This window comes from Mesorhizobium escarrei (assembly GCF_935825525.1).
GTDB lineage: Bacteria > Pseudomonadota > Alphaproteobacteria > Rhizobiales > Rhizobiaceae > Mesorhizobium > Mesorhizobium escarrei.
The window spans coordinates 27,003-43,832 of the sequence record NZ_CAKXZT010000126.1 but is presented as its reverse complement, the minus strand read 5'-3'; the positions used below and the strand labels follow the sequence as shown (position 1 = coordinate 43,832).

Sequence of the window (16,830 nt, the reverse complement as noted above, 5' to 3'; positions counted from 1 at the left end):
CCCTCGGGATGCGGGTGCGCAGCGGAGAGGCGATCGAGCCGGACCTTTTGTTGGCTTACGTTCTTGCCGACCCCGAAACGAGGGTGCGAACGCCGGCGCGACGGGCACAGACTCTCTTGCGAGAGCTGTTCGCGGAAGCGGTGGAGAAGCAATATCCAAATGGCGTGCGCGTTCCGGCCGCCGGAGTGCGAAAACTGAAGGTCAACTACCGTGCCTGCAGCGGGACGTTCGATCTTGCAATCCGCCCCTTTGGCGGTGACCTGCCGGATATCACAAACCGCAGCGAACCGATAGGCGGTGCACGCCGCATCTTCGACGACTGCACGGATCGGCTCGACGACTACAGTCGCATGCTCGGCCGTTCGGAAGGACTAAGGCCTAGCCTTGCGGCTGTTGCCCAGCTACCGTTGGGTTTGCGCGTGAAGAATGGTGAAGGGCTGCCTGGTCTGCCGTTGAGGCGGCTGCGAGAACTGTCGAGTCATGATGCGCTGATATCGATCCAACAGCTCGCTGAGTTGGCTGGGATGGAGCCCAATAAAATTTCCCCGCGGGCAAAGCAGAAGGAACTGGCCGCAATTCTGGCAGCCTTTGGCTATGGTCATACCGCCGACCCTTCCTTTTCCCTAAGGTCGGCAAAACCAGACGAACCGGCGATGGTCTTTGGCCTGGAACGTGAAGCTGAAGCTGATCCCGAACCGAGCCAGCATTACCGCCCCATGCAACTGTCGATCATGCTGGGCATGGTGATCGCTTTCGCTGACGGTCTCCTCCACCCCTTGGAAGAACGCAGGCTCTTCGACAAGGTCGACGAGGCGCCCGGCCTCTCGATGCACGAACGTGTACGCCTCAAAGCCGAGATCAAGGTCTGCGCCGCCGATGCCAGCCGCGTAGTGGACTGGACTAAACGCATAAGCGACGTGCCAAAACACCGCCGCGAAGATCTTGCCGATGAATTGGTGGCAGTCGCCGTGGCAGACGGAACCCTTCACGCACGGGAAGTGTCGCAGCTCGAGAAGCTGTTTAGACAGATGGATCTGGACCAAAACTCCCTGTATTTGCGACTGCAGGGGAGTGTCGCGCCGCAAAACAGGCCGCGCGACGGAAACGACGACCTCCCCCTTGTTATCCCTATGTGGATCCAGCCGCCCGGCATTTCGGTGTCGCCGGCGCCTCCCAGGGCGCCTACGACGCGTGTCGACATCTCTCGTCTCGAAGCGATCCGACGTGAAACCCGCAGCACGTCCAGCGTCCTTGCCGATATCTTCGTGGACGAAGCAGAGCCGCCGATCGAGCTTCAGCCCGCGATCGAGGAAATCGCGGCGCCCAATGGGGATTCGCGCTTCGACGGGCTGGAGCGACGCTATGCGTGGCTTCTGTCGCAACTGATCGAGCGGGAAACCTGGACGGCTTCGGATTTTGAGCGTTTGGTGCGCGTTGCCGATCTGATGCCCGGCGCGGCGAAGCAAGCACTCAACGATTGGTCGCTCGACCGCTTCGACGAACTGGTCCTGGACGGCGAGGACCCTGTCATCGTCACCGCCAGCCTGTTTTCCGAGGCTACTCTCCAGTCTCCATCGCTTACCGTCTCTGCCGAAGGAATGTCAGCATGACGACAAAACCTCCACCTATCAAACCAAGAGATCGAGACACCATCATCAGCGCCTTGCGTGCCGGTGTCGTGCCGCGCATCGGCCTCCAGCATATTCAGGTGGGGCGCCAGCGCGAGATCGAAGCGCTGATCCAGGACATAGAGCGGATCGGCAACGGCGGGTCGAGTATCCGTCTCGTCATAGGCGCCTATGGTGCCGGCAAGACCTTCTTCCTGTTTCTCATCAGGCAGATCGCACTTCAGCGCAAGCTCTCCGTCTGTCAGGCCGACCTTTCTCCGGATCGCCGCATCCACGCCACCGGCGGGCAGGCGCGTACGCTTTATGCCGAGCTCGCCACCAGTCTTGCGACCCGTACCGCTCCAGACGGAGGGGCGCTCAGAAACATTCTGGAAAGCTACATACAAAAAGCATCGGAACGCGCTTCCTCAACCGGGACGACTATTGAAATCGCCATCAAGGAAGGCCTTGGCGATCTTCGCGAGATGGTCGGTGGCTATGACTTCGCAAACGTCATCGTTGCCTATGCGCGGGGCTACGAGGAAGGAAACAGTAATTTGCAGGACGCTGCGCTACGTTGGTTGCGCGGCGAATACTCGACCAAGACAGAGGCGCGAGGCGATCTGGGCGTGCGTACCATCATCGACGACGCGTCCTTCTACGATGGCTTGAGACTGCTCGCCCGTTTCACAAGGCTCGCTGGTTTTGGCGGTCTGTTGGTCTGCCTCGACGAACTCGTCAATCTCTACAAGCTGCAGAGCGCCCAGGCCCGTAAACAGAATTACGAGCAGATCCTGCGCATCTTCAACGATGTCCTGCAGGGCACAACGCAGGGCATCGGTTTCATTCTGGGCGGTACACCGGAATTTCTGCTCGACACGCGGCGCGGGCTCTACTCCTACGAGGCCTTGCAGTCCCGCCTTGCGGGAAACAGTTTTGCCGGCAATGGCCTGACCGACTATTCCGGCCCGGTGGTCAATCTGCCGAACTTGACGCCGGAGGAACTCTACCATCTCCTGGAGCGGCTACGCGACGTCTTCGCGGCGGGCGATCAGGAGAAATGGCTCGTACCAGACGCCGCACTCCACGCCTTCATGGACCATTGCGCCAACCGGATCGGCGAGGCCTATTTTCGGACTCCGCGCAACACGGTGAAAGCCTTCGTCGATCTGCTCGCGATTCTCCAGCAAAACCCCGGCACAGATTGGAAGGACATGCTCGGCGCATTGGACGTCGCGGAAGATCGAGGCGGTGCAGGCGACCAGCCCATCGACGACGTCGAAGGGAAAGCGGACGACGAGCTTGCAACCCTCCGCATTTGACACGCTTTCCGAGCCCGTTAGGCGCTGGATTTGGCAGCGGAAATGGCCGTCGCTACGGGACGTTCAGGAAAAAGCTATCCCGGTCATCCTCGCGGGTGGCGATGTCGTGATCTCCGCACGCACTGCCGCCGGCAAGACCGAAGCCGCCTTCCTGCCATTGTTGACCCGACATGCCGAACACGCAGGCAGCGCCGATGGGTTCGCCATCCTCTATGTCAGCCCGCTGAAGGCGCTGATCAACGATCAGCACCGGCGGCTGGAAAGCCTGTGCGAAGGCAGCGGCGTCCTCCTGCACAAATGGCATGGCGACGTGTCGGCGGATGCCAAAACCCGTGCACGAAAACGACCTTCGGGTATCGTGCTGATCACTCCGGAATCGCTTGAGGCGTTGCTCGTCCGCAGGGGCGGGGAGGTTGCGCAGATGTTTTCGCGCCTCGATGCGGTGGTTATCGACGAGTTGCACGCCTTCATAGGCACCGAGCGAGGCATGCAGCTGCAGTCGATCCTGAACAGGATCGAAGTGGCGACCGTGCGGGACCGGATCGATCGAATTGGTCTTTCGGCAACACTTGGTGACATGAGCCTGGCTGCCGAAGCGCTGCGACCCGGCAAAGGGGCCAGCGTCACGATCGTGGAAGGCAAGGACGAGGGAAACGGGGTCCGTTTGCAGATCCGGGGTTATCTGCTGGACGGCACCGCACCAGGCGATCTCACGCCCACCACAGACGATGGCGATCCGACGGGAAAGCCGGCCGAACCTTTTGAACAATCGACGGTGCCAGCGGCGCTTGCGGCCGACTTGTTTCGTCTGCTGCGCGGCCAGAGCAATCTGCTGTTTGCCGGATCTCGCGCCAATGTCGAGGTTTATGCCGACATGCTGCGTTCGATGTGCGACGAAGCGAGCTTTCCAAATGAGTTTTTCCCGCATCATGGCAATCTGGCAAGAGCCATGCGCGAGGAGATCGAAGCGCGGCTTCGAGACGATCCGCGCCCGACCACGGCGGTCGCGACCACCACACTGGAGCTCGGAATCGACATTGGCGAGGTGGAGACCATCGCGCAGATCGGGCCGGGTTTTTCGGTCGCGTCACTGCGCCAGCGCCTCGGCCGATCCGGCCGCAGGGCCGGAAAGCCTGCAACGCTGCGTATGTTCGTCATCGAGCCTCCCATTGGTAGGGGACGACACCCAATCGACCGGCTTCGCCTGGATCTGGTTCAGTCGATCGCGATGGTCGAGTGCCTGCGGGCGGGATGGTGTGAGCCGCCATTGCCAGCTGGATTGCATCTTTCGACGCTCCTCCATCAAGTGATGGCACTGATCGTGCAGACCGGCGGCGTAAGCCCGATAGTCGCCTGGAAACTGTTGTGCGAGCGCGGCCCCTTCCGAGCCGTGGGCAGGACGCTGTTTGCCGAATTGCTTCGGTGTATGGCCACGCCTGAAAACCAGTTGATAGAGCAGGCCCCAGAAGGCTTGCTCATGATCGGAGAGACCGGCGAAAAGATCACGGAATCGTACGAATTCTATGCTGTTTTCGCTACGGAACGAGAATACCGGATCATTCACGATGCACGCACGCTCGGCACCTATCCGCTGAGCTCTCCGCTTGCACGGGGCGAAACCATCATTTTTGCGGGGCGCCGCTGGCAAGTCAGCGAAATCGACGATCGCGCTCGGGTCATCATGGTCAAGCAGACACGGGCTGGAAAGCCACCGCATTTCAATGGCAAGGGGGCGGCCATCCACGATCACGTGGTGGCAACAATGCGCGCGGTTCTCGCATCCGATGAGGCGTACCCCTATCTCGATCCTGCCGCCAACCGGCTGCTGGATGAGGCCCGCAGTTGTTTCCTCGACCTGCAGCTGGATAGCCGTTCAATCATAGCGCATGGGCAGGGCGTCCTGATTTTGCCCTGGGTCGGAACCAGGAAATTACAGACGCTAACCCTGGCATTGCTGTCGCGCGAGTTCAAAGCATCGCATTTCGGGCATGGGATTGAACTTCAGGAATGCGAGGCCGAGAAAGCCATCGAAACTCTGCAGGACATAGCTGGTTCGCCGGCGCCAGACGGTAAAGAACTTGCTGCACGACTGGCGCAACCGGCATTGGCAAAGTTCGACACGTTCCTGAGCGATCACCTGATGACATTGGTCACAATGGTGGAGAGAATCAGCGCCAAGGACTTGCCACTGATCGCCGCCAACGCACTGGGAATCCATACGACGCATGAAGTCGCATAACCGCCGGGATCGGTTGCTCGCTCTCTGCGCTGGCAGCCCTCGCATATGTCGAAGGCTGCTATAGAGGACGCATCGGCAATTGACCGGGTCTGCGTGCGCCAATTGCAGACACTCAGCGCCACACAAGAGCGTCTCGTTTGGGCCGACGGCAGACCGTCCGCTGACGGGGCACGCGACGCGGACACCATGGAGTTAAGCGTCAAGGTCTGCGGTCGGCACTAAGCGGTGATTACAGAAATGATCTGGACACGGCTGAGATGGCGATTTTTTCGGCCCGGCAGCTCTGAAAGCTGCCACAGCGAGCCCGACGCCAGGTAGCTAAGGCGAAGGGACGTTGGCCTTCGCCTTCCGGAGCCTGTTACCAGACGTGTTCCTTCCAGTGCCGATCAGGCCGGAAGTCTATGGCACGGTATTGGACCGAATGGGACAAGATGAGGTGGGCAGACGCTCGTCGGGCGGAGGAGGAGCGTCGCCTCGCCGTTTGCGACACCGATCCTTCGAAGCTTCACTACTTATGGAGCCTTGTCCAAATTGGCGAGGCTTGCTCGACCACAGATTTTCATCTTTCGGCGACAGGCGGTGCATTGTGCTTTAAGGTGGTGAGAACACGCCTTGATTGCTTTTTTCACCCGGCTAAATTGCACCCGCGCTTTCATCTAGTCGCAGATTCGTGATCCTGCCGGACGACAGGTATGGCTTCTTCGGATCGGAAAACCGTTACCTGGAGTGCTTCGGATGAGCGAGTCCCCGACGCCGCGTGCTACCAAACGAGAGGCTCATCGAGGATCGCAGTGGCTTAAGTGGGACCTGCATTTACACGCGCCCGGTACGAAGCTCTCTTGCGGATATGGTAAACCGGACGAAGCGACGTGGAAACGCTTCGTGGCTATTCTCGAACAATCCGAGGTCCAGGCCTTTGGCATAACGGACTATTTTTCGTTCGACGGCTACCTGAACACCGTCAAGTGGTATCGCCAATCGTATCCGGACTCGGCCAAGCTGGTGATCCCGAACCTGGAGCTGCGTTTGACCGAGACGGTCAGCATCGACGGCAAAAACGTCAACACACATGTGCTGATAGACCCGGCTGTCGCGACGCCCGAAGCCTTGAGCAAGTTCCTCAACGACCTGGAAACGCACATATCCGTTGGTGGCAGACGGTTACGCTGCAGTGAACTGACGTCTGCGAATTACGCGGCGGCCACCGTCAGCGTACATGATGTCAAGGACTCGCTAAAAGGATGTTTCGCGCCGGAGCAATACATTATCGTCACCGCCGCCGGAAACGATGGCCTGCGCGGTACCGCCAAAAATTCCCAGCGTAGCAAATCCATTTCCGATGAACTCGACAGGATCAGTAGCGCCTTCTTTGGGAAGTCGAATAGCACGGCATTCTTCCTGAGTGACTCCCGGTACGAGGACGCGTCGAAGTCGGAGCCTAAGCCCCTCTATGACGCCAGTGACGCTCATTCCTTCGAGGACCTCGGACGTTTGACAGGGGACGAACCGAGCTATCAATCGACCTGGATCAAGGCCAATCTGACTTTCCGAGGTCTCCGTCAGACGATCTTCGAACCGGAACATCGCGTCTTTGTCGGAGACCGTCCAACCGTTCTCGTCCGGCTCGAGCGCGAGGCGACGCAGTTCATTGACAGGCTGGAGATCAATCCCCTCGCCGCCTATGCCGGTCATAACGGCACCTGGTTTCGGAACGTCGAAATCCCGTTCAACCCTGAGCTGACTGCCATAATTGGGAACAAGGGAAGCGGCAAAAGCGCTGTCGCGGATATTGTCGCACTGCTCGGAAATACTCGCCAAGCTAAATATTTCTCGTTTCTAACCGACAGTCAGGCGAACAGGAAATTCAAGCGGCCCGGGTTCGCCGAGAATTTTTCGGGTCGTCTGGTATGGAAGAGCGGGAGCATTGTCGAACGGACTCTGAACGATGATGTCGATGAACTTTCGCCGGAGGCGGTCAAATACCTGCCACAAAACTACTTCGAGAGCCTGACGAACGAAATCGAAGTCCAGGCGCTGCGTCGGGAAATCGAAGACGTCGTTTTTTCGCACGTCGACATCAGCGACAAGATGGACGCCAAGAGCTTCCACGATCTCGAAGAACGGAAGACGTTGAACAGTCGACAGGAAGCTAGCCAGATCAAAACGAAGCTGCGGGAACTCAACATCAGGATTCTCGAACTCGAGGACCAGAGCGAACCTGAATTCAAAACCAAACTGCAGGCGGAACTAGGGGTCCTTCAGAAGCAGGTATCCACACTCGAAGCGTCGAAGCCTCCGGAGGAAGCTGCCCCGGCTGCTCAGAGTGCGGAACAGAAAGCGGCGACAGAAGAAATCGCGTCACAAACCCGGTTGCTGGACGACCTTGCTGCGCGTGAAAAGAGCGCCGTCACGCGGCTCGGTCGGCACAAGACTACCTTGCAAGAGGCCAGCGAATTCAAGGACGCCGTAAATGCCCTGAAAAGCCGTGTGCAAGGCGACAAGGAAGTTTTCAAAACCAAGTATAGCGGTCTCGGCTTAGATGTTGACCAGGTCATTAGTCTTACCGTTAATCTCGAAGAGGTCACGAAGAAGATTGAGGCTGTGAACGAAGAAATCGTGGCGATTGAGCGCGAGAGCGCCATGGTTTTCGATTCAAAGACCGATCTTTCCAAAGTCGCCAGTATACCCGAACTGCGTGCTGCGCAGAAATATATTGCCGATCGCATCGCCGAGACGCGCGCCGCTCTCTCGGCACCTCAACAGCGCTATCAAAGGTATGTGCAGGCCGTCCGCGAGATATCCGAGCAGATCAGCAATATCGTCGGTCAAAAGGACTCGCCGAAACTAGGGACGATCGCAGAACTAGAGGCCCGCATTGCCCGGATCGACAACGATCTGCCGGGTGAGTTGTCCAAGGCGTATGAAGACCGTAGGGCGCTGTGCTTGGCCCTCTTCGAAAGCAAGCACAAGATAAGAACGTTCTACGGGGGTTTGAAAAGCAAGGTCGAGTCGCGGCTCACCGCGGTGAGTACCGGGGATTTCAAGGTGTCGATCGACGCGTCTTTTGTACCGTCTCCCAAGTTCGGTGAAGAATTCTTCAACCACCTGAACCAAAACGTGAGCGGTCCCTTCCGCGGAGTCGCGGAAGGCGCGCGCGCTCTTCAACAGAAGCTATCGATAGTCGACTGGAACTCCTTCGAAAGCATCTTTTCCTTTGTGGACGATGTGGTCAGATCGATGAAATCGGGTGGCATCAGACGGCAGACCAAAGACGTCAAGAAATTCCACGACTTCCTTTATTCCCTCGAATACTTCGAACCCCGGTACGAGTTGAGACTGGGAGGCAAAGACCTGAACCAGCTTTCCCCCGGAGAGAAGGGGCTTCTGCTGCTGGTCTTCTACCTACACCTGGACACCGACAGCTCACCCCTCATCATCGACCAACCCGAGGACAATCTCGACAACGACAGCATATTCGCGGTACTCGCAAGGTGTATTCGCGACGCAAAGAAAACCCGGCAGGTCATATTGGTGACGCATAACCCAAACCTCGCGATCGGAGCCGACGCCGAACAAATCGTCTATGTCCGGTTGGACAAGGTGAACGGTTACAGGTTCAGCTATGATTGCGGCGCGATCGAGAACCCGAATACCAACGGCCATATCGTAAGGGTGCTCGAAGGTTCGCGGCCCGCCTTCGTACAACGTCGACTGAAGTATCAAATCACCTGATCGCGGAGTATTGCGGTGCTGCTTTCTGTTGTAACGTCCGCTCCTGTGAAGGGTTACGGACGTGGTCAATGGCGAACCAGACCGACTGCGTTCAGGAACAAAAGCGGGTGATGGGGAGGACCGAAATCGAGGCACAAAGCTGCCATTCACGTCGTTGAGAGCGTATGAGGGCTTCTCGAAGGCGACCTTGATTGCTGAGCGCGTTGCATCCAAATTTCTAGTTCTTAGGCTTATCCGGTTTTGCCTTGGTGATGATTGCCTTGGCGCGCTCGACAAGCTGCCCCAACCTTTCGATGGTCGGGGGCGCTTCTGTACCTGCCTCAGTGTGACTATGGCCTTCCATGATGGCAGAACACATCTCGAACACATCAATGATTTCCTCAATCAGATCCTGATCCCACATCACGCGTCGAAGCGCCGTCACCATGATGCGGTCGTCCCAACGTTTCACAACCTGCTTGAGCAATAGGTGCGGCACCACCTCCTCGATTGTGCGCCGTAGCTGGTTGGCGCCCTTGCGCACCAGATCTACCCGAGCCGAGCCGAGGAGCTGTTGCGCTTGGGCCAACGTTTCTTCCGCCAGCTTGGTTTTGAGATACTGGGGCGTGGAAATCGGGGCGTCGTTGAGGCTGACGAATCCAGGCTTGTCGTTGATGCCTCTTTGAACCCAGTGCATCATTGGTTCGATCTGGGCTTTTTCCGCTGCGCCGCAAATCTTGGTGAAGAACAAGAGATCGTGTGTGAATATGATGACCTGCCGGCTCTTGGCCTCCTCAACCAGCCGGCCAGCGATACGTTCCTTGCGCTGATGGTCCTGGGAGTTGACCGGATCATCAAAAATTAGCCCGGCATTGAGCTCATTGAGAGCGGCCTCGGTCAGAAAGTCTGCCAAGGCAACGGCCCTTTGCTCACCCTCACTCAGGATTTGATCCAAAGCGAATTCCTTGATGGCGAGCGAGCGGATCGTCTGCCCCTTCTGGCCTTTGGTGCGAAACTCAACCGGGATGGCACATTCGAGTCCGGAGCATTCATGTCCGAGTCGCGATCTGTAGGTTTCTGCAATGACCCTTGAAAACAGTTCCCCCTCTTTCTCGGTGAGGCGGCGGGGGCTCAAAGCCGGCTTGGCCTTAGAGTCAGCGACCTCACACCATTTGAGATCCGCTACGAATTTTTCGATGTCATCGAGATTCTTGCTTAGAACTTCGCGATGACGAAGCTCCACCCTCTCGGCGTCGAGCTTGGCGATGGCATCCGCCACGCTGAGAAGCTTCAAATCTGCTATATCCGCGTCAATCTTTGTAATCACAGCCTCAAAAGCCGGTGTCAAATCCATGGTGCCGTCGCCTCGAAACGTCTCTCCTGCCTTTTGCAAGGCTACTACGATGGCATCCCGGTCAAGCTTGAGGGTGGCAAGGAGCTGAACAATCTGGTCATTGAGCGAGGGATGCGCAGTCTTGAGATATGTTCGGGCAACCGTGTCTTCGCCGAAAATATCGAGGGTTAGGCTCTCGAAACCCTTGATCTTGGCCGTGATCTGGTCGTCCAAGGCCACCAGCGCCGTCCGGTCCGTACTGGTGAGGAATTCCCAATATCGGCCAAAAAGTTCAACGGCCTGGTCGCCTAATGGCTGCTGACAAAGCAAACAACTGTCGCCGTCGTTTGGATAATGATCGTGTTCAAGGGCAGCCGACTTGTAAGCGGCTGTAATGAGTTTTTCCCATTCCAGCCCACCGGCACCCTTCAACTTTTCCGACTTGAACGATGCCGTACCGGTTGCCGCTACCTTCCTGGCGGTGTCGTTGAATTCCGCAAGTAGGCTTTTCGCCCCATCCCGCTCAGTCTGCGATAGACCCGCGCGCAGCTGCTTTAAGGTGTCACGCAGAACCTCGACTGGCATACGCGCTTCTGTGAGCCGTCGAATGCTCTCCTCCGGCGAGGTGGACTGCAATTCCAACGTTAAACGCTGGATTTCCTCAACTCGGGCATGTTCGTCCTTGCCGTACTCCGCTAGCTTCCGTAGAGCCGCCAGGTCGGTCTTTGGCCCGAGTTCAGCTACAGCCGCCGAAGCGGCCGTTACGTTTCCAATGAAAGCGTTTACGAAGCGATTTTGCTTTGGTCGCGCATCGATGGCGGCGGCCAGCCTCTGAGCCAACAGACCATACACCCTCGCCATCTCGGGAAATACGTCAAAGCCAGCCGGCTTAAAGCCGAGAGGCCCCGAGTCCGTCAAATGCTTTCCCGCCACTGAACTGTCGAAAACTGCAAAAGACCTCTTCAGTTCGGCATGCTCCGTCGTTCCATCGAAGACGAGAGGGATTTCGTTGCCAGCGTGATCGACCAAGACAATGGTGGCCGAGGCTTTTCTTGGAGCGGTATCGTCGTAAATGTCGGGAATGATCGCGTGCCGAGTTCTGCTGAAACACACATTCGTCAGGATGCGCGCAAAGCCGCTTTTTCCGGCACCATTTCCACCATAGATGAGCGTCAGTTGGGGCGAAAAAACCAGCTCGGCAGTTGGGGTCAGGGCATTTACGCCGCTGACGTCATGAATTCGCAAGAGCCGGGGTTTTTGGGAGGCGAGCCCGCTCGCTTTGCCGGTTATTGTTGCCGGAATCTCAATCTTTGGACTTGGTTCATCCGCCAGTCCAAATCCATGCAGGAAGACACTATAGACCTGCCCGATTTGCTCTCCAGTAAGAGCGCCATAGCGCACCGCCCAAGCAAGTGTCAGCTTTTGCCAGGGCGAGAAATCCTTCGCCCAAATCTCCAGCTCATCCCAAACCGTCGCCTGAGAGGGCGGTGCCGCCTGCACGTCCTGAACTGTCAATTTGTCTCCCCCCGATCAGCCGCCATTCCGATAAGTAATCGGGTACAAAGTCAATCTCCAACGAAACAGGCGGGTACTATTTCTTGTGTCCAACACTTGAACGCCCAGTAAATGCCGACTGTGGTTTTTTGTGACGCCCTGAACCCAACCTCACGTTTCCCCCTTGCCGGGCTCGGCTGAGTTTCAACAATCACACCGTCCAACGTGATAGAAAGCCAACACCGCTGCTATGAAATTCTTCTATCGAGCCTCGGTCGAACACCGGTATGTTCACAGCCGGAGACCGCTCAATGGCATTTCGATTCGTACACACGGCCGACATCCATCTCGACTCGCCGCTGCGTTCGCTGGCGATGCGAAACCCCGACCTTGCCGAACTTGTCGGAGACGCCAGCCGTCAGGCATTTGTCTCGATAGTGGATCTCTGCCTTGCGGAACGTGTCGATGCCCTGATCATTGCCGGCGATCTCTATGATGGCGATCAGACGTCGATGAAAACGGCGCGGTTTCTGGCGTCACAGATGACACGACTTCACCAGGCCGGCATCAAGGTTTTCAAGATCCGTGGCAATCATGACGCCATGTCGCGGATCTCGAAACAGCTCGTGTTCCCGGTCACGGTCACGATCTTCGGTGGCCGTCCTCAGTCAGTGCTGCAGACCACCGGCGGGCTCGACGTCATGTTCCATGGCTTGAGCTTTGCCAGCCCCAAGGCACCGGACAGTCTGCTCCCCAAATATTCAGCTGCGCGTGAAGGCGCGGTCAATGTTGGCATCATGCATACCAGCCTGTCCGGATCGCCCGGCCACGACGTCTACGCCCCCTGCAGCGTCGCAGATCTGCACAGCCATGGGTTCGATTACTGGGCGCTCGGGCACATCCATGTCCGCCAAGTCCATCCCGGCGCGAGCACCGTTGTGATGCCAGGAATTCCGCAGGGCAGGGACATCAACGAGGCCGGGGAGAAATCCGTCACCCTGGTGACGGTACGCGACGACCGCACCGTCGAGATCGAGGAGAGGCTGACCAGTGTCGCGCAATTCGAGCGGGTGAACGTCGACGTGACCGAAACGGTGGAATGGTCCGAAGTCGTCGGGCGAGTCCGCTCCGCGCTCGAAGATGTGCGCGCCTCCGTCAGATCCCGCCATGCCGTGGTTCGCCTCGGCCTGACCGGGGCTTCACCTTTATCCTGGGCGCTGATCCGTGACCGCGACCTGCTGCTCGCAGAAGCTGAGCAGGTCGCGGAACAGGTGGGGGACACATGGGTGGAGAAGCTCGAGCTTAACGTCTCTCCACCCTCAGCTGAAACATCCGACGGCATCGCTGATCCGATTTTCGAACTCGCTCAATCCATGCGCGCCGATGCCGGCTCGGAAGCGTTCCGAGCTGAGGCGAGGGCGTTGGTCCAGAAGATGATCGCGGATCTTCCGCCCGATGGGCGCGATTTCGCCGGCAAGGACGAGGCTGAGCTGGAGTTGTTCCTCGATAGGGTGCTTGCCAACGGCGCAGACCTGGTCACCGCCCGCCTCAAGGCCGGTGGATCACAATGAGGCTGCGCCGCCTTGACCTCATTCGCTATGGCAAGTTTACCGACAGGACGATCGACTTCGGACAGAAACCCGAGTCGGGACCCGACCTGCATATCGTCTTCGGCCTGAACGAGGCCGGCAAGTCGACAGCACTTTCCGGTTACCTCGATCTGCTGTTTGGCATCGAGGAACGCAGCCGCTACAATTTCCTGCACGAGTACAGTGCGATGCGCATTGGCGGGGTGCTCGAACTCGGCGGCGCGGAGCACACCTTCACACGCACGAAACAGCGCACCAACTCATTGTTGGACGAGACTGGCCAACCGGTCAGCGAAATGGCGATATCAGCGCATCTGGCCGGGCTGTCTCGCGACTCATACGAGACCATGTTCTCGTTGGACGACGAAACGCTGGAAGCAGGTGGAAAATCAATCCTGGAATCGCGCGGCGACTTGGGCAAGCTGCTGTTCACGGCCAGCGCCGGCCTCGGGCACGCAAGCGAAATATTGAGCGTGCTCGAGGCCGAAGCAGACAGGCTCTATCGCAAGCAGGCACACGGAACCGAACTTGCGCTGCTCAAGAAGCGGCTTGCGGAACTTAAGGCCGATAAGGACGCGGTCGACACCTTGGCATCGACTTATGAGAGCCTTGAAGCCGAGCGCCTCGACGCGACGGAAAAATACAACCGCAGCATCGCCGAACGGTCGGTGCTGTCGGCTCGGCTCGATACCATCGCGAAGTATCTTCGCGCGATCCCGATTCTTGCCGATATCCGGCGCAAGCAAGCGCAACTGGCCGAGTTGCCTGAGATCGCGTCACCGGCACGGACCTGGACCGGCAGTGTCGCCGACATGATCGAGGCCGACGCCAGTCTGAGAACGCGGCTTTCCGCGAGTGTGGAAGAGCTCGAACGGGTGACGACGAAAATCGCCTCGGTCGACGTGGACGCGGTGATCCTTGCGATTTCCGAACGGGTTCGCGGCCTGGCCGACAGAAAGGTGCGCCACGTCTCGGCCGGCCTGGACCTGCCAAGCCGCAGGACGGAGCTGCAAATCCTCGACAATGCCATGGCGACCTGCCTTGCCGCACTGGGAAGGTCCTCCGAGCCAGATCCTGCCAAACTGCTCTTGCCTGCTGCAACCATTGGCGCTGTGCGCACCATGGTCGAGCAGCGATCCGGGATTGTGACCAGCGTGCGCGTTGCGCGCGGGGAGGCCGCGGCAGCTGCTGATGCGCTCCAGACGGCACGCGAGCGGGTCGGAGAAGAACGGGCTGTCCCAGAGCCTGCCAGGGCAAGGCTGGTTTCGGCTTTGTCTACGGCAAAAGCCAGCGGGTACATGAGGGAGACCAAGGCGGCACTCGAGGCCACGGATGCAGGTGCAGTTCGATGGGAGGCCGCGATCACGCGCTTGCATCCCTGGTCGGGCGATGCTCAGGCATTGGCCAGGCTCGCCATTCCGAATGCCGGACAACTTGGCGCATGGAAGGCGCTGGCAGCAGAGCTTGGGAAGAGCAGGGGTGTCCTTTGCGAACGTCTTGCCGAGCACCAAGGCAATCACGATTTGCTTTCGGCGCGGCTGATAGCCCTTCGTGCCTCGGTCGATGTCACCGACGATCATGCGGCGGACGTCATTCGGCGCGCCCGCGACGAGGCCTGGGCAAGGCATCGCGGTGACCTGACTGGCGATACGGCGGATGATTTCGCGGCAGCACTGGCCCGAGACGACAGTGTCGGAGCAGGCCGTTTGGCCAACGCCCGGGAACTGGTCGAGATTCGCAGCACAAACCGCAACCTCGCAGAAACCGCGGCCACCATCGCGCATGCGCGTGATCAACTTGCACGCAACGGCTCAGATCGGGAGGCTGTGCTCTTTGAAATTCGCGCAGCGGCAAGAGAGCTGCTCGGACCGTGCCAGGAAACATCCCCCGAGCAGCTGATCGAGCTGATCGAGAATCGCATCGCTGCCCGGATCGATGCGCTCGCGGCCTGGGAAGAGATCGAGCTTTCCCGCAAGAAGGCCGAGCGGGCGGTTGATGAGGAAGGGCGAATACGCCTGGAGTTGAGCGGGGCGCTGGCGAGCGTTGGTGTTGGTTCGGGTCCTGGTGAAAGCCTGGAGAGGGTCATGGCCGTGGCAGAGCTGTTCCTTGAGAGACCAATTCAAGGTGGACGCAGAGCGTACCGAGGCGCTTAAGACGGTTAGCACAAGGCTAGAGGATCTAGCCGCCAGGCGCCGAGCTGTCGAAGTCGCGGAGCGGCGTGAGGATGAATGGCAGGCCGGTATTGCCGAAGCGCTCAAGGGCACCTGGCTCGAGAGCGGCATCTCGGCGTCCGGCATGGGCGGTGTCCTTGATCAACTGGCTGAACTCTCCAAGAGCCTTCAGGACCGGGACGCCATGCAGCTCCGCATCGCGAAGATGGAGGCCGACAGGGACAATTTTCTGGTCGAGGTTTCCGCCGTTGCAGCCGAAGCGGGCGAGGCGGCCGACGACGACGAACCGGAACAGCTGGCGACCCGGCTTACCGAGCGCCTGGAGCGCGGCGAGCGCACGCGCGAGGCCAAGGCAAGTCTCGTCAATGACCTGCAGCGCCTACAGGATGCGCGTGAAATGCTCGATGCTGAGATTTCGGCACATGAGCGCCGCAAGAACGAGGTCCTGAGCGTCTTTGGCGTGGCCACGCTAGCGGACGTCGTGCAACGCGACGAACTGCTGCGCGACCGAGATCGCCTGCGCACAGCCGTGGCCGAGCTTGAAGAGCAGGCATCGTCCGAGCTCGCGGTGGAAGGGTTCGAGCAGGCGCGTTCGATATTGGATGCTGTCGATCTCGACAGTCTCGCAATCGAGAAGGCTGAGGCCGAACAACGGCTTCGCGCTTCTGACGAGGCAATACAGCACCAGCTTATTCGGCAGACGCGCGCGACCGACAAGCTGGACGCCATTGGCGGCGACAGCGCTGTTGCCCGCATAGATGCCGAACGGCGCACCGTCCTTCTCGAAATCGAGGAAAAGGCCGTCCGCTATATCGAGCTGAAATTGGGAATAATGTCGGCTGGAAATGCTCTGCGTCTCTACCGCGAGCGTCACCGCTCCGGGATGATGGAGCGCGCATCAGACGCATTCGCCCTCATGACGCGCGGCCAGTACTCAGGCCTGACAACTCAACCTGTGAAGGGTGGGGAAGTGCTCATCGCATTGCAGCGCGATGGGCGATCCAAGGTCGCCGACGCGCTGTCAAAGGGCGCGCGCTTTCAGCTCTATCTGGCCCTGAGGCTTGCCGGGTACTTCGAGTTTGCGCAGTTTCGGCCCTCCGTGCCCTTCATCGCAGACGACATCATGGAAACCTTCGACCATGTCCGTTCCGAGGAGGTCTTCAGGTTGTTTGGCGAAATGGCGAGTGCAGGACAGGTAATTTACCTGACGCATCACCAGCACCTCTGTGAGATCGCCAAGGCTGTAGTGCCGGGCGTAGCGATTCACGAACTTGGATAGCGATGGGAGATTGTGTCGTACCGCTCCACGTCGATGAGGGCTTTTTGCCCTACCAAACATTTGATGACGACGTCGAGCTCGGCAG

Annotated in this window: 8 protein-coding genes; 7 read left to right on the top strand and 1 reads right to left on the bottom strand. The window is 58.8% G+C overall.

Annotated features, from left to right (window positions below):
- Positions 1–8 precede the first annotated feature (8 nt).
- From NMG80_RS16045 to NMG80_RS16030, 4 genes are all read left to right on the top strand, one after another.
- Positions 9–1,610, top strand: coding sequence for a tellurite resistance TerB family protein (locus NMG80_RS16045; RefSeq protein ID WP_254018981.1), 1,602 nt, complete (start codon positions 9–11; stop codon positions 1,608–1,610).
- On the top strand, positions 1,607–2,929 hold the full coding sequence (locus NMG80_RS16040) for an ATP-binding protein (protein ID WP_254018980.1): 1,323 nt from the start codon (positions 1,607–1,609) through the stop codon (positions 2,927–2,929). The genes NMG80_RS16045 and NMG80_RS16040 overlap by 4 nt, the downstream gene beginning before the upstream one ends.
- Positions 2,859–5,168: a DEAD/DEAH box helicase gene (locus tag NMG80_RS16035; RefSeq protein WP_254018979.1), complete on the top strand. Its 2,310-nt coding sequence runs from the start codon at positions 2,859–2,861 to the stop codon at positions 5,166–5,168. The genes NMG80_RS16040 and NMG80_RS16035 overlap by 71 nt, the downstream gene beginning before the upstream one ends.
- Before the next feature lie 735 nt (positions 5,169–5,903).
- On the top strand, positions 5,904–8,900 hold the full coding sequence (locus NMG80_RS16030; RefSeq protein WP_367185958.1) for a TrlF family AAA-like ATPase: 2,997 nt from the start codon (positions 5,904–5,906) through the stop codon (positions 8,898–8,900).
- A 217-nt stretch (positions 8,901–9,117) separates the two neighbouring features.
- Here the strand turns inward: NMG80_RS16030 and NMG80_RS16025 are convergent, their stop codons facing one another.
- Complete coding sequence (locus NMG80_RS16025) at positions 9,118–11,727, bottom strand: AAA family ATPase (RefSeq protein WP_254018977.1); 2,610 nt, start codon at positions 11,725–11,727, stop codon at positions 9,118–9,120.
- Positions 11,728–12,017: 290 nt separating this feature from the next.
- On the opposite strand from NMG80_RS16025, the gene NMG80_RS16020 reads away from it, so the two are divergent.
- From NMG80_RS16020 to NMG80_RS16010, 3 genes are read left to right on the top strand one after another with little or no spacing between them, the layout of a single operon-like run.
- Positions 12,018–13,277 carry a metallophosphoesterase family protein gene (locus tag NMG80_RS16020; RefSeq protein ID WP_254018976.1) on the top strand — a complete coding sequence of 420 codons (1,260 nt, stop codon included), beginning with the start codon at positions 12,018–12,020 and terminating at the stop codon, positions 13,275–13,277.
- Positions 13,274–15,448, top strand: a complete 2,175-nt coding sequence (locus tag NMG80_RS16015; protein WP_254018975.1) for an ATP-binding protein — start codon at positions 13,274–13,276, stop codon at positions 15,446–15,448. The genes NMG80_RS16020 and NMG80_RS16015 overlap by 4 nt, the downstream gene beginning before the upstream one ends.
- Entirely contained in the window at positions 15,402–16,745 is a 1,344-nt protein-coding gene (locus NMG80_RS16010) for an ATP-binding protein (protein WP_254018974.1), read from the top strand. Before NMG80_RS16015 ends, NMG80_RS16010 begins: the two co-directional genes overlap by 47 nt.
- Positions 16,746–16,830 lie beyond the last annotated feature (85 nt).